This window comes from Poseidonibacter antarcticus, assembly GCF_003667345.1.
GTDB classification, from domain to species: domain Bacteria; phylum Campylobacterota; class Campylobacteria; order Campylobacterales; family Arcobacteraceae; genus Poseidonibacter; species Poseidonibacter antarcticus.
Map to the genome: position 1 here is coordinate 428476 of NZ_RCWF01000001.1, position 19917 is coordinate 448392.

Below are 19917 nucleotides of genomic sequence, written 5' to 3' on the forward strand. Positions count from 1 at the left end.
TTAAATAATACTATTATCTACTAATTGCAATAAGTGCTTCAAGTAAATATTTTGGATTATGTGTTGACTCATACATTGGATGAACTTCCTTATTTGTATTAAATAAACCATAAACAGCCATTTGAGCTGTTCTTACTGAATATTCAACTGTAAATACACAATCTTTTGGTGCCTGAGCAAATTGTCCTAAAAAAGCAAAATTAGTTGATCCTTCAGGAATAACATTTGGTCTATCACCAATATTATATGGCATAAAAAGACTATCTACAAAAGGCATTGAAACAGGAATACAATTCACTTTCCCTGCTTGAGTGATTGGTTTCATTATATCTTGGATTTTTAAATGATAATAAAGTTCTTCCAATATCTCTTCTCCTGTACACTCTGCCATACTCTTATCAATATAATTCCCTTTTCTATCAGGGTATAATCCATAGCCCCAGAAAATCTTTACATCACTTGGTTGTGTTGGAAAATGAGGCTGTCTTGCAATTACAATTGACATAAGCCAATTAGAATCAGTTATCGTTACAAGTCCTCCTGTCCCATCAACATTTCCTGAAAAATTTTCCATATAATCTAAAAATGTATTATCTTTCATAGTTGCTGTAAATGAGTACCATTTTTGTAAATCAATATTTTGACAAAATGGATTTGGGTTACCAAAACTGTGATCTTTTTTTGCAATTTTTTGCCATAGTTTCCATGATCCAGATTCTTCTACACCCTTTAATTTTGCTGGAGTATTCCAAGATCCATTATCGGTACTTTCAGTTATTGAACCATTTGTAAAAAATAAAAAATCATTTTTACTAAGTAAAATTTCTGTTTTATCTTTAAGATAAATAAGTGTTGCAGTTTTTTTATCAGAAGATAAATTGAAATCAATATCAACAACTTCTTTCCCCATTTCAAACTTTACACCTTTTTCTTCAAGATATTTTTTCATAGGCTTAATAACTGAATCATATTGATTATATTTAGTTCTCATAACGCCACCTAATTTAGGTAAACCATCAACAAGATGCATAAAACGTTTCATATACCTTCTCATAACAACAAGAGAACTCCATTTTTGAAAAGCAAACATTGTACTCCATATATACCAAAATTTAGTGTCAAAAAAAGCTTGGTCAAACCAATCTTCTATTCGCTTATCACCTAATGATTTTTCTGTTACATATGTTAATTTAATAAAATCCATTTGTTGCTCAAAAGATAATCCATATGAAGATACATCTAATTTCTTCCCATCTTTTAATAATCGTGCTTGAGCATTTGAAACAAAACGTTCATTAAATTCATAAGACTCATCTCTAACTGATATATTTGGATTTTCTAGTGAAGGAATATGTGAAAGTAATTCCCAATAACACTCATAATGCATTTCATGCATTCTTCCTCCACGAACAACATATCCTTGTTCAGGATTACCAGAGCCATCTGTAGCACCTCCTGCAATTAAATCTTTTTCTAAAATATGAATATTTCTTCCTGAAATATTAGCATCTTTTATTAAATATACAGCACTTGCAAGTCCTGCAATTCCACTACCAATAATATATACTTTTGATTCTTTTAAATTGTCCGTTCTCATTTAATCATCCTTTGAAATATCACGATATATAATAATTTAATAACGTATATATTGTACAGAATATTACATAAAAAGAGTATTGTATTAAACTATTTTATCTATTATTTTATAGTCTTTAAATTCATATTTCTAAACGTTCAATAAAGCGTCCCGTATCTGTAAATAAGCAATTAGAAACTCAAACAACATTCTCCAAAATAACTCCATAAAAATAAATAATACAATAAAAAAAGCTATAAACTTAAGCTTTTGTTTATGAGAAAGTACTTTCCATAATAATTCTTTTCCTTTTGTATATGGGATATTAAATAATTTATTTTTTTTAATAACCCATGTAAGTAAAATCCATGTAAAAAGAGGTAAAATAATTGCCCCCAAATAATAAAATATTATTAAAGCTTCTGTACTAATAAAAGTTTTGAATGTAAGAAAATCCATTTTTATAAATTCCTAAATTTTTTATCTTAATTTTAAGATAATCATATATTAATCTCTATTTTAAGAAATCACCTTATTTTGACCATTATCTTTTGCCACATAAAATGTAGAATCTGTTCGTAAAAGAATAGATGATTATGAATCATCTTTAGAAGAAAAACAACTCTTGACATTAAGTATACTTTTTGCGAATTACTAAATAAGATACACGATAAAGAGGAAACTTATTTGATATTTCTTCTAAAGATATTTCAATAATTTTATATGAGGATATACCCGCATTGATACTTTTTACAATTTTTCTGATTATTTCATATCTATGATCATTTGGTCTTAAAATATAACTTCGCTTAAATATTTTATATATTTACAACCAATAAAGATTATTATAAAAAATAGTAATCATCATATTTCTAAGTATTTAATTCTAGTTGCACGTTTAGTGTAGGGAGAGTATATCTAAAATAATAATGTACTAAGAGTTGAGTAGAGAATATTCATTATAAATTAATTCTCTACCCTGAAGCAGTATTAAATAAAAAAATACTGCTTTATTTTATTCCCACTCTATTGTTGCAGGTGGTTTAGATGAAATATCATATACAACTCTGTTGATTCCATCAACTTCGTTGATAATTCTTCTTGAAATTGTTTCTAAAATATCATGAGGAATATATGCAAAAGTTGCTGTCATTCCATCTGTTGCTTCTACGATTCTTACACAAACTGTGTTGTCATAAGTTCTATTATCACCCATTACACCTACTGATTTTACGTTTAGTAAAACTGTAAATGCTTGCCAAGTTTTATCATAGTAACCTGTTGATCTTAAAACATCTAACATAATAACATCAGCTTCTCTTAAAATTTCTAAATCAGGTTTATTAACATCACCCATAATTCTAATAGCAAGTCCTGGTCCAGGGAAAGGATGTCTTCCTATCATATCTTTTGGAAGTCCAAGCTCTAATCCTAAAAGTCTTACTTCATCTTTGAAGATTTCTCTTAATGGTTCGATTAATTCAAATGTCATCCAATCAGGAAGTCCACCAACATTATGATGTGATTTGATAGTTTTTGAAGGTCCTTTAACAGATACAGATTCAATAACATCAGTATATAAAGTTCCTTGTGCTAAAAATTCGATTCCATCGTGTTTTTTTGCTTCTTTATCAAATACTTCAATAAATGTTTCACCAATGATTTTTCTTTTTCTTTCAGGATCTGTAATACCTTCTAATTTACTTAAGAACTCTTCACTAGCATCTACGGTAATAAGAGGAACACCACGAGCAGCAAACATTGCTTCAACTTGAGGTCTTTCATTTGCTCTTAAAAGTCCATTATCAACAAATACAGGGATTAGTTGATCACCAATAGCTTCTGCTAAAAGAGTTGCTACAACTGATGAATCAACACCACCTGAAACACCACATAATACTTTTTTATCACCAACTTGTTCTTTAATTTTTGCGATTTGTTCTTTTGCAAAAGAACCCATATTCCATGTAGATTCACAATCACAAATATGTTTAGCAAAATTTTTAAGAAGTTTTGCACCTTCATCTGAATGATAAACTTCTGGGTGAAATTGGAAAGCATAGATATTTCTATGAATATCTGCAATTGCTGCAAATGGAGAATTTTCACTAGTTGCAATTTTTTCAAAACCTGCTGGAATTTTTTCAACTCTATCTCCATGAGACATCCAAACAGTTTGACCATCTGTTGTATCTTTAAAAATTGCAGTTTCTTTTTCAAAATTTAATTTTGCTTTACCATATTCGTGATGATCAGCAGGAATTACAGAACCACCAAAGTGTTGTGAAATAAGTTGCATTCCATAACAAATTCCTAAAATTGGAAGACCAAGTTCAAAAATTGTAGTATCAGGATGATAAGAATCTTCAGCATAAACAGAAGCTGGACCACCTGAAAGAATAATTCCTTTAGGAGTTCTAGCCATAATATCTTCTATACTCTCAGAATAAGGTACTATTTCAGAATAAACACCTGATTCTCTAAGTTTTCTTGCAATAATTTGCGTGTATTGACTACCAAAATCTAATACTATGATTGGTACATGTTTCATATGTTAATATCCTCGTTTTATTAAATAAATCTATTATTATACTGCGATTATATCTAAAAAGTTGTAAAAATTTTGTTAAATGAATTTATAAGAAAAAAGTAGACATAAAAAAAGCTATCAAGAATAAACTTGATAGCTTTTAAAAAATCCAATATAAGACTTTTTATTAGTGTCCAATTCCTAATACTTGATATTGAACATACCAAACTGTAATAGAAACAACATACCCAATTAAAATAACCCAAGCATATTTCATATGTGAACCAAATGTATATATACCATGAAGTTTACCCATAACACCAACACCTGCTGCTGAACCAAATGAGATTAAAGATCCACCAACACCTGCTGTTAAAGTAACAAGCATCCATTGCTCAAGTCCCATACTTGGATTTGCTTTTAAAACAGCTGACATAACAGGAACATTATCAACTATAGCAGAAAGGAAACCAACACCAATATTTGACATTGTAGGTCCTAATACTGAAGGATCATAAACTATTGCCGCTAATCCTAACCAACCAATAAAGTACAATGCACCTACTGCTGCTAAAATACCAAAGAAAAACATTAAAGTGTTATTTTCAATTTTTGACATTGACTCAAATATATTAAAGTGATCTACACCATGTTTTCTTTTTAAACCGTAAGAATACATTTTTAATAATGATAAACCAAACATCATTCCCCACATAGCAGGTAAATGTAATAATTGATGAGACATAACTGCACAGAAGATTGTAAATACACCTAAGAACATTACAACTTTAGCACCTTCTGACATTTTTGGTTTTATTTCTTTTGTAACATCAAATTCTGGAACTTCATTTGGCACAAATCTTGAAAGAATAAATGCTGTTACTAAATATCCAAGGATAGATGCTGGTAATAAAAATAAGAAGTCAGTAAAGGCTCCTTTTCCTGCTGTCCATGCCATAAGAGTAGTAATATCACCAAATGGTGACCAAGCACCACCAGCATTTGCTGCAACAACAATATTAATAGCACCTGGTACTAAGAAATCTTTTCTAGTTTTTTCAATAGTAATTAATACAGTTGATAAAATAAGTGCCGTTGTTAAGTTATCTGCAATAGGAGAAATAAAGAATGCTAAAATTCCAGTTACCCAGAATAATTTTCTATATGTATATCCCTTTGAAACTAGGCTATATTTTAATGCATCAAATACACTCATATGAATTAATGATTCAATATATGTCATAGCAACAAACAAGAAAAAGAATATCTCAGCAATTTCTAAAATAAGATGCTCAGCTTGTGTATGAACCAATCCCATATCTAAGCTATTTAAAGCATAATATGCTGCAACTAACATAAACATAAAAGTACCTATAAATAAAGCAGGTTTTGCCTTATCTATTTCATATTTTTCTTCTGCTGCTACAAAATAGTACCCAATTACAAAAATAAATAAACATGCAAATCCAGCCCATGTCATTGTAATATCAGGGATTTCCCCTGTACTAGCTGTACTTGCGAATAACGAAACTGTTGTTAACAGTAAAGTCATTAATAATTTTAACATTAATTCTCCTTAATATAATGTGCTCCAAGCGATTCTTTACGCTTTAAAGCTGCTTGTAATATTGACCTTGCCGTAAGTAGTCTTAAGAATAATAGTCTTCCAACATCTTGTTTTAAATATTCATTAATTTGAGATAATGCTTTTTCTAATTCTTTTGGATCTCTTACTATAGCAACTGATTTCCACATAATCTGTCTTAGATTATTTTTGATATCTTTGTCAATTTTTTGATTTCTCACATATGATTTTATACTTTTCGTATAATTTTCTTGTGATATTTTGAAATTATTTTTAAGAGAATCTTCAACTGCTATTTGAGAGAAAACTAATCCTTCCAATAAAGAGTTTGAAGCTAATCTATTTGCACCGTGAACTCCAGTACAAGCTGCTTCACCTACAGCATATAAGTTTTTCATACCCTTAACTTTTGCATCAAGTGTAGTTTCAATTCCTCCCATTGCATAATGGAATGCAGGTGAAATAGGAACTTGTTCAAAAGGTAAGTCATAACCTAAATCTTTTAAATTAGCATAAATATTTGGGAATCTTTTTTTGAAAGCTTCTTTTTCAAACTCTTCAAATGATAAGAAAATACCTAATCCTGTTTTTTGATTATAATCAAAAATAGAACGAGAAACTACATCTCTTGGTGCTAATTCTCCATCTTCATGATAATCTTTTAAAAATCTATAACCATTTTCATCTACGATATGAGCACCCTCACCTCTTAATGCTTCTGATAATAAAGGTTTTCTTGCAAAATGCGTTCCTTTTACAACTGTAGGATGAAATTGCATCATTTCCATATCTTTAAGGCTTAAACCTTTATGCGAAATAATACCTTGAATCTCACCTGCAATTGCAGTTGAGTTTGTATGATATTTATACAATGAACCAATTCCACCACTAGCAATAATAGTATTATTGGCATAAACAACTCTTTGTTCTGTTTCACTTGTAAAAAATTGAACACCGTAACAAATATCGTCTTGAATTAATAAATCATTCACAACTACATTAGTTACAATCTCATGTTTACATTGTTGTATTAAAAACAAATGTGTCATTCGTCCTGTTGCATCTCCATCAGCATGAAGAATTCTACTTCTACTATGTGCAGCTTCTTTTGTAAAAGCTAATTTACCTTTAGCATTTAAGTCAAATTTTAAACCTGAACTTATTAAATTCTTTACAGCAAGTAAAGATTTTCTACTTAATAATTCAACTGCTTTTTTATCATTATAATCTACACCAGCAGTTAGAGTATCTTGAATGTGTGAAGGAATATCTTCATCATCAACTGCTGTAGCTATTCCGCCTTGCGCCCAAAAAGTATTACAGTCCCAAGGAGACTTTTTACATAATACTAAAACTTTTTTGTCTTTAGGAATCAGTCTTGCAGCATTTAAACCAGCAACACCTGTTCCTATAATTATATAATCGTATACCATGTTATTTACTTGCTTCTTTATTTTTTGTTATTGGAAGGGTTGGTTTGTCAGCTACATAAACAGGATCGCCTTTGTAACCACAACCACTAAAAGATAATATAAAACCTGCTATAATTAGCGTATGAAAAAATTGAATGAAATACTTAGTCATCTTAAAAAAAATCCTGAATTCAGAAAAATTAATACATCAACTTCAATTAAAAAATTTATTGAAGTGCTACCTCTAAAATTAAAAAAAGGAGTTAAATTTGCTTATATAAGAACGCAAACTTTGTATTTTGTATTAACCCATCCTGTTTATAAAATGGAATTTGAGTATAACAAAGCAGATATAAAATCATTATTAAAAATGGGAAATTTTGATAATGTTACAGAAATTGCTTTTTTTGTTTCTAATAAAATTGAGAAAAAAGAAAAGATAAAAAAGGAAGAACCTTTATTTAAAGAACGAGCAAAAGGTAGTTTTTATAATCAAGCAAAAGATGGTAAAATCTATGAAAAGTTTGAAAATATTCGAGAAATTATAAGAGGGTCTTAAATAATTTCTCTCTTTCTTTATAATCTGGGCAATAACATTCAACTAAATTCCAAAACTTTTTGGAGTGATTTTTATGTTTGATATGTGCTAATTCGTGAACTACAACATATTGAGCAATTTCTATTGGAAATTTACAAAGCTGTGTATTAAAATTTAATCCATTTTTATAATTACACGAACCCCACGTTCTTTTGTTTTTTCTATATTTAATTGAGGTTGGATAAAGATTCATTAGTTTTGAGTACTTTTCTACAAGACTTGGAATTACTTTTTCTATACTTTCTCTATAAAATTTATCAATATTTTTAATTTTGTAATCATATAATTTTTTTATCTCACCAAAATATAAAAATTCATCATCATTCAATTGTGTCTGATTTATATGACTTAAAGCCTTTATTAGCCAATTCTTTTTTCTTTCTAATAATTCTAAAGCATCAAGATATGTAAAATTTATGTTAGCTTTTATATGTATTAAATTATTATTAATAACCCTTAAATAACAATGTTTTATATGCCTTTTATTCTCAAACTTAACAGTAAGTACCAAAGAATCAATATTATGTTCAAATTCCAAGCTTTTCCTTAAGATTATTTTTGTTATAATCCAACATTATATCATAGAAAATATGATCAATATTACATACGAGGAAACATTAATGAAAATTGCAAACAGAATGGAAAACTTATCTCCATCGGTAACTATGGCAATTACAGCTCTTGCAAGAGAACTGAAAGCTCAAGGTAAAGATATATTAAGTTTTAGTGCAGGTGAACCAGATTTTGATACACCAGAAGTTATTAAACAAGCAGCTATAAAAGCTATAACTGAAGGTTACACAAAATACACTGCAGTAGAAGGTATAACGCAAACCAAACAGGCAATCATTAATAAGTTAAAAAGAGATCACAATTTAGATTATAGTTTAGATAATATCATAGTTAGTAATGGTGCGAAACATTCATTATTTAATCTTTTTCAAGTATTAATTGAAAAAGGTGATGAAGTAATTATTCCTGCTCCATATTGGGTTACTTATCCTGAACAAGTAAAATATTCTGATGGTGTTCCAGTGATTATTGAAACAGAAGATACAAATAATTTTAAAATTACAGCAGAGCAATTAAAAAATGCAATAACTGAAAAAACTAGAATTCTTTTAATAAATACTCCATCTAATCCAACAGGTGCTGTTTATACAAAAGAAGAATTAGAAGCAATAGCTGAAGTTTTAAAAGGTACTGATATTTTAGTATTATCAGATGAAATGTATGAAAAAATCATATATGATGGTAAAAAATTTACTGCACTTGCACAAATATCTGAAGATATGTATCAAAGAACAGTTACTATTAACGGTTTAAGTAAAGCAGCAGCTATGACAGGTTGGAGATTTGGTTATTTAGCAAGTCCTAAAACTGAACTTATAAAAGCTATGATTAAATTACAAGGTCAAGTAACTTCAAATGTAAACTCAATCACTCAATACGCAGCAATCCCTGCACTTGAAGGTGAAGCTGATGATACAATGGAAATTATGAGAAAAGAGTTTGAAAAAAGAAGAAATATTGCAGTTAAATCTTTTAATGAAATCAAAGGTTTAAGAACTCTTAATCCAGATGGTGCATTTTATTTATTTGTAAATATTAAAGATGTTTCAAATGATTCTATAAAATTTTGTGCAGATCTACTAGAACAAAAAGGTGTCGCTTTAGTACCAGGTCTTGCATTTGGAACTGAAGGATATATTAGATTTTCTTTTGCTACAGACTTAAAAACAATCGAAGAAGGAATCAAAAGAATCAAAGAGTTTGTAGAAAACAAATAATTATGACTCTTCAAAAAAAAGCTACGGTCGTATCAACATCAGTTGCGGCCCTTCTTACAGTTATCAAACTTATAATTGGAATAGCTAGTGGATCTGTTGCTGTTTTAGCTTCAGCAATAGATTCTATTCTAGATATGTTTGTCTCAATTTTTAATTATTTTGCAATATCAAACTCTGAAAAACCAGCAGACAATGAATTTAACTATGGTAGAGGAAAAATAGAAGCCCTAGCTTCTGTTGTAGAAGGTACAATAATTACTGTATCTGGACTATTTTTACTTTATCAAGCCATACAAAAAGCAATAAATGGTGAAGTTTCACAATATATGGGAACATCAATTATTGTTATGATTATATCTCTTGTAATCACTGTTTTCTTGGTAATTTACTTAAATAAAGTTGCAAAAAAAACAAACTCAATGGTTATAAAAGCAGATGCACTTCACTATAAAACAGATGTTTATTCAAATGTTGCCGTATTAGTATCACTACTTCTAGTTAACTTCACAGGATATGAAATAATCGATGTTCTAGTAGGTAGTGGTATTGCATTGTTTATTATTTATTCTTCTTATGAGTTAATTCATGATGGAATATTGGTACTATTAGATAGAGCTGTTGATCATGATGTTGTTAATAAAATCGAAGCTATTATCAAAAATAATGATAATGTTAATACATATCACCTTCTAAAAACAAGAGAAGCAGGTCATCAGACTTTTGTAGAAGTGCACTTGGTTTTTAACTGTATTATTACTCTAATGGATGCACATAGAGCTAGTGATAAAATTGAACAAGAAATAGAAGACTTAGATAAAAATAGAGATTGGATTATCAATATCCATATGGATCCTTATGATGATTTTACAATCAATGGTGAAAAGTAATAAAGAATTAATATGATGAAAATTTTATTTATCTTTATGATTTTTGTATCCGTAATCTTTGCAGATACACAAATAAACTACAACACTGCAAAGCTTTATAAAGAAGATATTTCCTCAAGCACAGCTTATAAAATGCAACAAAAAGGTGCTTTATTAATTGATGTAAGAACAAAAGTAGAATTTGAAGAATCAAGAGCAAAAAACTCTATAAATATTCCAATCTTTAAAGACCAAAATGGAAAAAGAGTCTTTAATAAAGCATTCTTAAATGAAGTCTATCAAGCATCAAATAGAAACCTAAACAAAAAAATTCTACTAATCTGTAGAAGTGGTTCAAGAACAAAAGTTGCAAGTAATATCCTAGCACAACAAGGTTTTAAAGACATTTACAATATACAATATGGATTTCAATATGATTGGTTGAAAGTTGGTTTACCTACACAAAGGTAAAAGAATACATCTTTCTTCTTCAATATTTTAAATTTTATATATAAAGTATAATCTATTCTAATATAGTTCATTCAATAAACTCACATCATTAATTAGATACAATAGCCACTTAAATTTAAATAAATGAAAACAATTTATTATTATATAGACTTACAAGGTATAATACAAAATTTTTGATACTAAAAGTAGAATACTATATATTAACAAGTCTATAATTAACTATCTATAAAATACTATTTTAAGGGATTCATAAACAAATATGGCACTAATAGACTTACAAAACATTTCAAAACAATATGATACAAAAGTTATTTTAAAAAATGTAAACTTTACTTTAAACACAGGTCAAAGAATAGCCGTAATTGGTCAAAATGGTCAAGGGAAATCTACACTTCTTAAGATAATTACAGGTGAGATTGAAGAGGATGATGGTGTTAAAGCTATTGATAAATCAATAAAAGTTGAGATGCTAGCACAGCATCCAAAGTTTGATGATAATCTAATAGTTCGTGATGCTATTGAAAATCAATTAAAAGAGTTAAAAGATGCAAGAGTTGAGTATGAAGAGGTTTCTTTAAAAATTATTGATGATTATGAAAACAATGATTTAATCAATAGACAAAGTGAGCTTTCGACTTTTCTTGAATTCCATAATGCTTGGGATTTGGACAATATGATTGAGCGTGTTTTAAAAGAGTTTCAACTAAAAGAGTATGAATTTAAAGATGTAAATCTTCTAAGTGGTGGTGAGCAAAGAAGAGTTTCTTTAGCTGCTTTACTTTTGAAAAAACCTGATGTTTTACTTTTAGATGAGCCAACCAATCACCTTGATGTTTATATGGTTGAATTTTTAGAACAACTTTTAATGAAGAATAATTTTACACTTATCTTTATTTCTCATGATAGATATTTTATTGATAATATTGCGACTTCAGTTATTGAGGTTGAAGGTGGTTCTTTACGAAAATTCCAAGGTGGATATTCTTCATATTTAGAACAAAAGCAACAATTACTTGAAAATATGCAAAAAGACCATCAAAATATGCTTGGTTTATTTAAAAGAGAAGCACATTGGATGCAAAGAGGTGTTACAGCAAGACGGAAGAGAAATGTAAGAAGAAAAGCTGAATACTTAGAATTAAAAGAAAAGGTAAAATCAACACCTTCTGCTATTAGAAAAATGAGTGTTGAATTACAAAGAGAACAAAAGTCTTTTAATTCAGGAGAAGCAAGAACTCAAAACAAAAGAAAAATGCTTTTTGAACTTGATGATATTGGTATCACTCTTGGAGATAAACTTCTTATAAAAGATTTTACTACAAGAATTTTACAAAAAGATACTATTGCAATAGTAGGACCAAATGGTACTGGAAAATCTACAATGCTTAAAATATTTATGGAAAAACTTAAAGTAGATTATGGAAGATTTAAAAAAGGTGAATTCAAAGTAGGATATTTTGATCAACATAGAGAAATGCTAAATGACAATCAAAGTATTATGCACACTTTTTGTCCAAATGGTGGTGATTTAGTTGAGCTAAATGATGGTAGAACTATGCACGTTTATGGTTACTTGAAAAACTTTTTATTTCCAAAAGAGTACTTAGAAAAGAAAATTGGTGTTTTAAGTGGTGGAGAAAAAAATAGAGTTGCTTTAGCTTTATTATTTACTAAAAGTATTGATTGTCTCGTTCTTGATGAGCCTACAAATGATCTAGATTTACCTACTATTAATATTTTAGAAGAGTATTTAGAAAACTTCCAAGGTGCTGTTATTTTTGTATCTCATGATAGATATTTTGTAGATAAACTTGCAAAAAAATTATTTGTATTTACAGGTGTAAATGGAAAAGTTGAAGAGAGTTTCCAACCATATAGTGAATATTTAGAAATTGAAAAAGAGCTAAAAGATTTAAGTTCTTTAGAAAATAGTTTAAATAAAGAGCAAAATGAAAAACCAAAAGAACAAGTAAAAAAGAAACAAGTAAAATTATCTTTTAATGACCAAAGAGACCATGACAATTTACCAAAAGAAATTGAAGAATTAGAAGAAAGAATAGAAGAAATAAACAATTGTTTAATGGATCCAAAGTGCTATGAAGAAAAAGGAATAGTTGCAGTATCCCAAGAACTCGAAAAAGTTGAAGCAATTTATGAGACTAAAGTAGAAAGATTTTTACAACTAGAAGAGCTAATAGAAAGCTTTAACTCATAAAAGGATATAATCCCGCATAAATAATAAAAGACAAGGACTAAAATGAGTTTAAAACAACAACTTAAAGACGATGTTAAAACAGCTATGAGAGCAAAAGACATAGTAAAAAGAGATTCAATTAGAACTATTAATACTATGATTAAACAAATCGAAGTAGATGAAAGAATAGAATTAGATGATGCAGCAATAATCAAACTTATTCAAAAAGGTATCAAACAAAGAGATGAAGCAATTTCTCAGTTTAAAGAAGCTGGTCGTGATGATTTAATAGCTAAAGAACAAGAACAAATTGATGTATTCAAATTATATTTACCAGAGCAAGTATCAGATGAAAACTTAGAAATCGGAATGAAAGAAGTTATTGCACAAGTTGGTGCTAGTTCGATGAAAGATATGGGAAAAGTAATGGGTGCAGCTAGTAAAAAATTTGCAGGTGTTGCTGATGGAAAAAGAATAAATGAAATGGTTAAGAAACTTTTAGGATAAAAAATTTTAGGATTAACTATGAATAAAGAATTTGAAGAAATCTTTTCAAAATTAACAATAACTGAAAAAAATGTAGTAAGAGATAATAATATTGCTACTCCTATAGCATTACTCCCACTACTCTTAAATAGAGTTTCAACAGAAAATGTTGAAGAGTTAGCTTCCTTACTTAAACAGTCTGTTTTACCATCAATTTGTTCAGAAATTGATGATGAAATAGAAGAACTTTTTGAAAAGATTGATAAAAATGCAAATTTATTATTTGAAAAAGAAATACAAGAAAAAATTCAAGAATTTATAGAAAAAAGATTTGAAAGAGATAAACAAGTTGTTATTCAAAGAACTTCTGATATCTCAAAATTCGTTACACTAATGGGTGAATTTTTAAATGATGCAATAACAAGCAATGGATTCAGTTCTAAAAATGTATTAGATATTAAAGAAAAAATTCAATCTATTGATTTATCAAAAGATGGAATAAAAGAATTATCAATCTTACAAACTGAATTAATTGATGCAGCAGCTTTAATTGAAGTAGAGATGAATACAGTTACAAATAAATTACAATCAGGTAAAACAAAAGTTCAAGAACTTGAAGAAAAAGTCAGTACATTAGAAAATGAACTTACAAAAAGTAAGAATGAAAGTAGGAAAGACCACCTTACTGGTCTTCTTACAAGAAGAGCTTATAATGATGAAATAAAAAAAATAGAAAGCTCTTATAAACGACATAATACTCAATATGCAGTTGTATTTTTTGATCTTGATTATTTCAAAAAAGTAAATGATACTTATGGTCATGAATGTGGAGATGTTGTACTTTCAACCTTTGCAAAGATTCTAGAAAAAAACACAAGAGATCATGATATTGTTGGAAGATATGGAGGAGAAGAATTTGTTGCAATTGTTCATTATAATCTAAATAGAGAACTTTTACAATACTTGAAAAGAATAAAAACAATTGTTACTACAAATAAATTCTTATATAAAGAACATGCTATAGGAGTAACCTTTTCAGCGGGGGTAGCAACTAGAGCAGATCATAAATCTTATGATAGCACGATACAAAAAGCGGATATGTTATTATATGAAGCAAAAGAAAATGGACGAAATCAAATCAAACTTGAAGATGGAAAAATTATATAGTTTTTCCAATTCAAACAAGATAATCAAGACCATTTAACACTCCTTCTTTTTAAATTACTAATTATATATCAAAAATTTAATCTTCTAATAACTCTTATTTTTACGTAAGTTAAATTTATTAACTGACAATAAATGACTATTAAAAATATATAAATCAACTATACTTAAATAAAAAGGCTTCAATATGGAACCTAACAAAACAATTTGGATAGTTGGTGGAAGTAGTGGTATTGGTTTAGAGTTGGTAAAACTTTGTCTTAAAAATAATTATAACATTGTAGTAAGCTCAAGAAATTCTCTAAAAACTAAAGAGCTTTTGGATTTAAAGAATACTTTGCCTGAACAGATTCATATACTCGATTTAGATGTAACAAATAAAAAAGATATAAAAGAAAAAGTTAAAGAAGCATGGAGTTGTTTTGATGGAATTGATATATGGTTTTATAATGCAGGTTCATATGATGTAATGAATATTGATTCTTGGGATAGTGAAAAATTTGAACAGATGAATGAAGTTAATTATCTTGGAGTAACAAGATTAATGACTGAACTCATTCCATATTTCAAGAATTCAAATAAAGGTCATTGGGTTTGGAATTCAAGTTTATCTTCATATTTTGGCTTACCTCATGCAGGAGCATATTCTGCTCCAAAAGCAGCACTTGTTAATTTAGCCCAATCAATACAACCAGAATTAAATTCATTAAATATCAAACTTCAAATAATAAATCATGGTTTTGTCAAAACAAAATTAACTGATAAAAATAAGTTTAAGATGCCTCAATTAATGGAAGCTAGTTTTACAGCAGCTAAGATACTTAAAGGTATTGAAAATTCAACTTCTTTTGAAATTAGATTTCCATTTATACTATCTTTAGTTCTAAGAATAATTAATTTATTACCATATAGTTTATCTTTAGCCCTAACAAAAAGGAGTATGTAATGAAATCAAAAAATTACATACTATTTTTTGAAAATTTAAATATAAATACTTCAATTGAAGAATATAAAAAAGTATTTGATCTAAATGCAAAATTTAAAGATCCTTTTCATAAAGTAACTGGATTAGAAAAGATTTATAAAATATTTCAAGATATGTATACAAAACTTGATAACCCAAAATTTAAGATTATTGAAGTTATTGCAGAAGATAAAATCATATATATAAAATGGGATTTTGAATTTAAATTTAAAAATAAATCAAAACAAGAATCTTTTGAAGGTATTAGTAGAGTAGAATTTAATAATGAAGGAAAAGCAATATCACACATTGATTATTGGGATTCTGTTGAAAATTTATATGAAAAAATTCCTATACTTTCATTTTTTATTAAACTGATTAAAAATAAAATAAAAAGTTAATACCATGAATTCAAAACTTAAAAAAAAAGAGGTTCTTTATTATAGTTTGATTGCATTACCTTTAGCAATAATTGGATTACCTTTATATATTTATATTCCAACATTTTATGCAACTGATGTTGGTTTAGACATTGCAATAGTTGGTTTATTAATTTTTATAGCAAGAGTAAGTGACGTATTTACTGATCCTTTTTTCGGTTACTTAAGTGATAAATGTGTTCAATGGTTCAATAGTAGAAAACCTTTAATGATAGTGGGTAGTCTTATCTTAATTTACAGTTTCTATAGTCTCATTAATCCAAATAAAGAGTTTCCTCAAATTTGGCTCTTACTATACTCAATATTAATATATATTGGTTGGAGTATGATTAATATTCCATACTTAACATGGAGTTCAGAAATAAGCTTTAATAAAATTGATACAACAACTTTAAATACTTCTAGAGAAATGTTTACAATTATTGGTGTTATTATTGCTTTACTTATTCCTTATATTTATGGTGTATCTCAAAACCCAAAAGAAACATTAGAACTACTTTTATATTCTTTTCTAATACTTTTTATTCCTTTATTTTTTATAAGTATAAAAAATATTAATATTAAATCAAATAGCACTAATAATGAATTTAATCTAACAAAAATAAAAAAAATTTATACAGATATTTCAGATTTAAAATATTTACAAATAGGATACTTTTTTAATAACCTAGCAAATGCGTTACCAGCAACTCTTTTTCTACTTTTCATTGAGTTTGTTATCCAAGAAAAAGACTCAAGTGGAATGATATTAGTTTTATATTTTTGTTCAGCAGTTATTGCACTTCCATTTTGGAATTTACTAGCCAATAAAATAGGTAAAAAAAAGACTTGGTTACTTTCTATATTTTTAGCTTTAATTGCATTTATTTATGTTCCTTTTTTAGAAGCTAAAGATTTAAACTTATTTATTATTATTAGTATTGTTACAGGTTTATCTCTTGGTGCAGATATGGCCCTACCTACTTCGATTCAAAGTGATGTAGTACAAACAATCAATACAAAGAATGAAAATATTTCTGGATTGCTTTTTGGTATTTGGACAATGATTACAAAACTATCATTAGCGCTTTCAGTTGCTTTTAGTTTTTTAATATTAGGTTTATTTAATTTTGAAGCAGACTCTCCTTCTGAACTATCTCTTTTTGTCTTAACTACTTTATACGGTTTAGTACCTATTTTCTTTAAATTACTAGCCATTTATTTTATTAGAAAATATTTTCATGATAGATAATCTTTTTATGAACGAACATTTTATAGCTACAAAGATACTTTAAATAAATATATAATAACAGCACAAGGAGATTAAGATGAAACAATCTTTCACATATATATTTACAATTTTTATTATCACTCAAGCTTCTATTGTATATGCCAATACACCAAAAGCTATTGAAAATATAAACCCATCTTTGTTTAGTGGCTTATGGTATGAAATGGCAAGAACATACAACAGTTTTGAGAAAGACTGCGTTGCAGCTACTGTTGAATATAAATTAGTAGAACCTCTTAAATATGAAATAAAAAATAGATGTTTTGAAAAAAACATAGGTGAAAAACTTATCGAATATAATGGAACAGCAGTACCTTCAAAGGGAAATAATATGTCAGAAATAGACATGACATATTTTTGGTTATTTACAAAAAGATATAAAATCATTTATTTAGATGATTATGAATCTGCAGTACTTGTAGATAATGATTTAGAATATGTATGGATAATGAATAGAAAGCCTTTTATGCAAAAAGAAAAGCTTTATAAAATTGTTGGTTTTTTAGAAAAATATATGGATACATCAAAATTGATTTACACACCACAAGATAAGCAAGGAAGATACAAATGAAAAATTATAAAAAACTAAAAATTGCTGTTTTAGGTGCAGGAATAAGTGGATTAGGTTCTGCTTACTTATTAAGTAAAAAATACGATGTTGATTTATATGAAAAAGAAAACAGACTAGGAGGACACGCTAGGACTACACAAGTTACAGAAGATAATAATACATTTGGAGTAGATACAGGTTTCCTAGTTTTTAATCATGAAACTTATCCCTTATTGACAAAGCTTTTTAAAGAACTTGATGTAAAAATAGAAAATAGTGATATGAGTTTTGCATTTTGGAACCAAAAAACAAATCTTGCTTATAATGGGGAATCGTTAAAAGGAATGTTTTTTCAAAAGAAAAATCTATTTTCTTATTCTCATTTAAAAATGATTAAAGATATATTGAAATTTAATAAAAAAGCTAATAGTGATTTGAAATCTAATTCTTATGATTTAGATTTATCATTAGGCGATTATTTAGAAGAGTATTCATCTTATTTTAAAGAAAGATATATTATCCCTATGGGTGCATCAATTTGGTCTACACCTAGTGATAAAATGAATGATTTTCCAGCAAGAACATTTCTACATTTTTTTGAAAATCATGGATTATTAGGAATTGATACACAACACCAGTGGTTAACAGTAAGTGGTGGTTCTATTAATTATGTAAATAAGATATCAGAAAGAATCTCTGGAAATATCATAAAAAATAGTGATGTAATAAGTGTCAAAAGAGAAAACGACAAAGTAATCTTAGTACACGATGATAATAGGGAAACTACTTATGACAAAATAATATTTGCTATGCATGCACCTGATGCTTTACAACTACTTGATGAACCAACAGTTGATGAGTTAAATATTTTATCATCTTTTGAATATAAAGAAAACAAAGCACTTTTACATACAGATAAAAACGCTTTGTATCCAAATAAAGGAATTTACGCAGCATGGAATTATAAAACTAATACTAAAGATGGTAAAAATGACGAAAATGTAACTTTATCTTATTGGATTAATAGACTACAAAACTTAAAGTCTAAAAAAGACTATTTTGTATCTTTAAATGAAACACAAGAAGTAAATGAAGTAATAGAAAAAATTTCATACGAACATCCACAGTTTGATAAAAAAGCAATTGAAGCACAAAGTAAGAGATCTGTAATAAATGGGAAAAACAACACATATTTTGCAGGTGCTTATTGGAGATATGGATTTCATGAAGATGGACTATATTCTGCAAATACAATAGCACAAGAATTTGGATGTGAGTTATGAGTCACAAGTTTCAAGAAGGAATAATTTACCATAAAAGAGTAAGCCCTAAAAAGCATGATTTTAAATATAAATTTTTTATGCTCGATATTGATATAAATTCTTTTTCGGAACTTGAGAATAAGTACTTTTCTAAAAATAGCTTTAACTTATTTTCTTTTAATACAAAAGACCATTTTGGAGAAAGTGACGATTTTAAGAAAAATGTAAAAGGGTTATTAGAAAAATATCAAATAAAAGAAACAAATAAAATGAGATTTATTACACTTCCAAGTATTTTGGGTTATGTATTTAATCCTATTAGTATGTTGATTCTTTTTAAAGAAGAAAAGCCTACTTATATGCTAGCTGAAGTACATAACTATAATGGAGGAAGAATTATCTATTGTGTAAAACTAGAATCAAAAGATAATATCCATTACAAAGGAATAGGAAATAAAGATATGTATGTTTCACCTTTCTTCAAATCAGTTGGAAGATATGCTTTTTCATTAAGGTATGAAGAGAATAACTTTTCATTAGGAATTAACCTTTTTGAGAAAGATACAAAAATGCTAACAACAACACTTGTTGCAAAATCACTTGAATTCAATGAATCAAATGTAGTCAAACTTTTTTTTAGGCATTTTCTATTAACAGTATTAGTAGTTACTAGAACAATATGGCAAAGTTTAAAACTTAAATTAAAAGGCTTAACATGGAATAAGCCAAATAAAAAAGACCAAGTAAGGAGGGCATAAT

General features: G+C 27.8%; 19 protein-coding genes. 13 read left to right on the top strand and 6 right to left on the bottom strand.

The window, feature by feature from the left end:
* Positions 1 to 13 precede the first annotated feature (13 nt).
* The 5 genes from D9T19_RS02150 to nadB all read right to left on the bottom strand — a co-directional run bounded on the left by D9T19_RS02150 (position 14) and on the right by nadB (position 7124).
* The gene (locus D9T19_RS02150; RefSeq protein ID WP_121626546.1) at positions 14 to 1597 is read right to left on the bottom strand and encodes an oleate hydratase; all 1584 of its coding nucleotides are present in this window, start codon (positions 1595 to 1597) and stop codon (positions 14 to 16) included.
* Positions 1598 to 1726: 129 nt separating this feature from the next.
* Positions 1727 to 2035 carry a DUF4282 domain-containing protein gene (locus tag D9T19_RS14840; protein WP_121626547.1) on the bottom strand — a complete coding sequence of 103 codons (309 nt, stop codon included), beginning with the start codon at positions 2033 to 2035 and terminating at the stop codon, positions 1727 to 1729.
* Positions 2036 to 2591: 556 nt separating this feature from the next.
* A complete protein-coding gene (gene guaA / locus D9T19_RS02160; protein WP_121626548.1) occupies positions 2592 to 4127 on the bottom strand; it encodes a glutamine-hydrolyzing GMP synthase in 1536 nt (511 codons plus the stop codon).
* A 166-nt stretch (positions 4128 to 4293) separates the two neighbouring features.
* The gene (nhaD, locus tag D9T19_RS02165) at positions 4294 to 5673 is read right to left on the bottom strand and encodes a sodium:proton antiporter NhaD (RefSeq protein ID WP_121626549.1); all 1380 of its coding nucleotides are present in this window, start codon (positions 5671 to 5673) and stop codon (positions 4294 to 4296) included.
* Positions 5673 to 7124 (bottom strand): L-aspartate oxidase, encoded by a 1452-nt coding sequence (nadB, locus tag D9T19_RS02170; protein WP_121626550.1) that lies wholly within the window; start codon positions 7122 to 7124, stop codon positions 5673 to 5675. The genes nhaD and nadB overlap by 1 nt, the downstream gene beginning before the upstream one ends.
* Before the next feature lie 121 nt (positions 7125 to 7245).
* On the opposite strand from nadB, the gene D9T19_RS02175 reads away from it, so the two are divergent.
* Positions 7246 to 7662, top strand: a complete 417-nt coding sequence (locus D9T19_RS02175) for a DciA family protein (protein ID WP_121626551.1) — start codon at positions 7246 to 7248, stop codon at positions 7660 to 7662.
* On the opposite strand, the gene D9T19_RS02180 is transcribed toward D9T19_RS02175, so the two are convergent.
* A complete protein-coding gene (locus D9T19_RS02180) occupies positions 7646 to 8239 on the bottom strand; it encodes a M48 family metallopeptidase (protein ID WP_121626552.1) in 594 nt (197 codons plus the stop codon). The two genes, D9T19_RS02175 and D9T19_RS02180, sit on opposite strands and share 17 nt — an antisense overlap.
* 82 nt (positions 8240 to 8321) lie before the next feature.
* On the opposite strand from D9T19_RS02180, the gene D9T19_RS02185 reads away from it, so the two are divergent.
* The 12 genes from D9T19_RS02185 to D9T19_RS02240 all read left to right on the top strand — a co-directional run bounded on the left by D9T19_RS02185 (position 8322) and on the right by D9T19_RS02240 (position 19916).
* Complete coding sequence (locus D9T19_RS02185) at positions 8322 to 9491, top strand: pyridoxal phosphate-dependent aminotransferase (protein WP_121626553.1); 1170 nt, start codon at positions 8322 to 8324, stop codon at positions 9489 to 9491.
* A gap of 2 nt (positions 9492 to 9493) precedes the next feature.
* Positions 9494 to 10378 (top strand): cation diffusion facilitator family transporter, encoded by an 885-nt coding sequence (locus tag D9T19_RS02190; RefSeq protein ID WP_205588666.1) that lies wholly within the window; start codon positions 9494 to 9496, stop codon positions 10376 to 10378.
* A 12-nt stretch (positions 10379 to 10390) separates the two neighbouring features.
* Positions 10391 to 10828 carry a rhodanese-like domain-containing protein gene (locus D9T19_RS02195; RefSeq protein WP_121626555.1) on the top strand — a complete coding sequence of 146 codons (438 nt, stop codon included), beginning with the start codon at positions 10391 to 10393 and terminating at the stop codon, positions 10826 to 10828.
* 259 nt (positions 10829 to 11087) lie between these two features.
* Positions 11088 to 13043 (top strand): ribosomal protection-like ABC-F family protein, encoded by a 1956-nt coding sequence (abc-f, locus tag D9T19_RS02200; RefSeq protein ID WP_121626556.1) that lies wholly within the window; start codon positions 11088 to 11090, stop codon positions 13041 to 13043.
* A 42-nt stretch (positions 13044 to 13085) separates the two neighbouring features.
* The gene (locus tag D9T19_RS02205; RefSeq protein WP_121626557.1) at positions 13086 to 13529 is read left to right on the top strand and encodes a GatB/YqeY domain-containing protein; all 444 of its coding nucleotides are present in this window, start codon (positions 13086 to 13088) and stop codon (positions 13527 to 13529) included.
* Between the two features lie 18 nt (positions 13530 to 13547).
* Positions 13548 to 14675 (top strand): GGDEF domain-containing protein, encoded by a 1128-nt coding sequence (locus tag D9T19_RS02210; RefSeq protein ID WP_121626558.1) that lies wholly within the window; start codon positions 13548 to 13550, stop codon positions 14673 to 14675.
* Between the two features lie 184 nt (positions 14676 to 14859).
* The gene (locus D9T19_RS02215) at positions 14860 to 15618 is read left to right on the top strand and encodes an SDR family NAD(P)-dependent oxidoreductase (RefSeq protein ID WP_121626559.1); all 759 of its coding nucleotides are present in this window, start codon (positions 14860 to 14862) and stop codon (positions 15616 to 15618) included.
* Positions 15618 to 16037 (top strand): nuclear transport factor 2 family protein, encoded by a 420-nt coding sequence (locus tag D9T19_RS02220; RefSeq protein WP_121626560.1) that lies wholly within the window; start codon positions 15618 to 15620, stop codon positions 16035 to 16037. Before D9T19_RS02215 ends, D9T19_RS02220 begins: the two co-directional genes overlap by 1 nt.
* 4 nt (positions 16038 to 16041) lie before the next feature.
* On the top strand, positions 16042 to 17307 hold the full coding sequence (locus D9T19_RS02225) for an MFS transporter (protein WP_121626561.1): 1266 nt from the start codon (positions 16042 to 16044) through the stop codon (positions 17305 to 17307).
* A gap of 76 nt (positions 17308 to 17383) precedes the next feature.
* Positions 17384 to 17917 carry a lipocalin family protein gene (locus D9T19_RS02230; protein ID WP_121626562.1) on the top strand — a complete coding sequence of 178 codons (534 nt, stop codon included), beginning with the start codon at positions 17384 to 17386 and terminating at the stop codon, positions 17915 to 17917.
* Positions 17914 to 19179, top strand: a complete 1266-nt coding sequence (locus D9T19_RS02235) for an NAD(P)/FAD-dependent oxidoreductase (protein WP_121626563.1) — start codon at positions 17914 to 17916, stop codon at positions 19177 to 19179. The genes D9T19_RS02230 and D9T19_RS02235 overlap by 4 nt, the downstream gene beginning before the upstream one ends.
* The gene (locus D9T19_RS02240; RefSeq protein ID WP_121626564.1) at positions 19176 to 19916 is read left to right on the top strand and encodes a DUF1365 domain-containing protein; all 741 of its coding nucleotides are present in this window, start codon (positions 19176 to 19178) and stop codon (positions 19914 to 19916) included. The genes D9T19_RS02235 and D9T19_RS02240 overlap by 4 nt, the downstream gene beginning before the upstream one ends.
* Position 19917 lies beyond the last annotated feature (1 nt).

Coding starts and splice junctions, on each gene's coding strand:
- D9T19_RS02185 (WP_121626553.1), top strand. CDS start 8,322: ATGAAAATTGCAAACAGAATGGAAAACTTATCTCCATCGGTAACTATG.
- nadB (WP_121626550.1), bottom strand. CDS start 7,124: ATGGTATACGATTATATAATTATAGGAACAGGTGTTGCTGGTTTAAAT.
- D9T19_RS02225 (WP_121626561.1), top strand. CDS start 16,042: ATGAATTCAAAACTTAAAAAAAAAGAGGTTCTTTATTATAGTTTGATT.
- D9T19_RS02190 (WP_205588666.1), top strand. CDS start 9,494: ATGACTCTTCAAAAAAAAGCTACGGTCGTATCAACATCAGTTGCGGCC.
- D9T19_RS02235 (WP_121626563.1), top strand. CDS start 17,914: ATGAAAAATTATAAAAAACTAAAAATTGCTGTTTTAGGTGCAGGAATA.
- D9T19_RS02215 (WP_121626559.1), top strand. CDS start 14,860: ATGGAACCTAACAAAACAATTTGGATAGTTGGTGGAAGTAGTGGTATT.
- D9T19_RS02220 (WP_121626560.1), top strand. CDS start 15,618: ATGAAATCAAAAAATTACATACTATTTTTTGAAAATTTAAATATAAAT.
- D9T19_RS02175 (WP_121626551.1), top strand. CDS start 7,246: ATGAAAAAATTGAATGAAATACTTAGTCATCTTAAAAAAAATCCTGAA.
- abc-f (WP_121626556.1), top strand. CDS start 11,088: ATGGCACTAATAGACTTACAAAACATTTCAAAACAATATGATACAAAA.
- D9T19_RS02150 (WP_121626546.1), bottom strand. CDS start 1,597: ATGAGAACGGACAATTTAAAAGAATCAAAAGTATATATTATTGGTAGT.
- D9T19_RS14840 (WP_121626547.1), bottom strand. CDS start 2,035: ATGGATTTTCTTACATTCAAAACTTTTATTAGTACAGAAGCTTTAATA.
- nhaD (WP_121626549.1), bottom strand. CDS start 5,673: ATGTTAAAATTATTAATGACTTTACTGTTAACAACAGTTTCGTTATTC.
- D9T19_RS02205 (WP_121626557.1), top strand. CDS start 13,086: ATGAGTTTAAAACAACAACTTAAAGACGATGTTAAAACAGCTATGAGA.
- D9T19_RS02230 (WP_121626562.1), top strand. CDS start 17,384: ATGAAACAATCTTTCACATATATATTTACAATTTTTATTATCACTCAA.
- D9T19_RS02210 (WP_121626558.1), top strand. CDS start 13,548: ATGAATAAAGAATTTGAAGAAATCTTTTCAAAATTAACAATAACTGAA.
- D9T19_RS02240 (WP_121626564.1), top strand. CDS start 19,176: ATGAGTCACAAGTTTCAAGAAGGAATAATTTACCATAAAAGAGTAAGC.
- guaA (WP_121626548.1), bottom strand. CDS start 4,127: ATGAAACATGTACCAATCATAGTATTAGATTTTGGTAGTCAATACACG.
- D9T19_RS02195 (WP_121626555.1), top strand. CDS start 10,391: ATGATGAAAATTTTATTTATCTTTATGATTTTTGTATCCGTAATCTTT.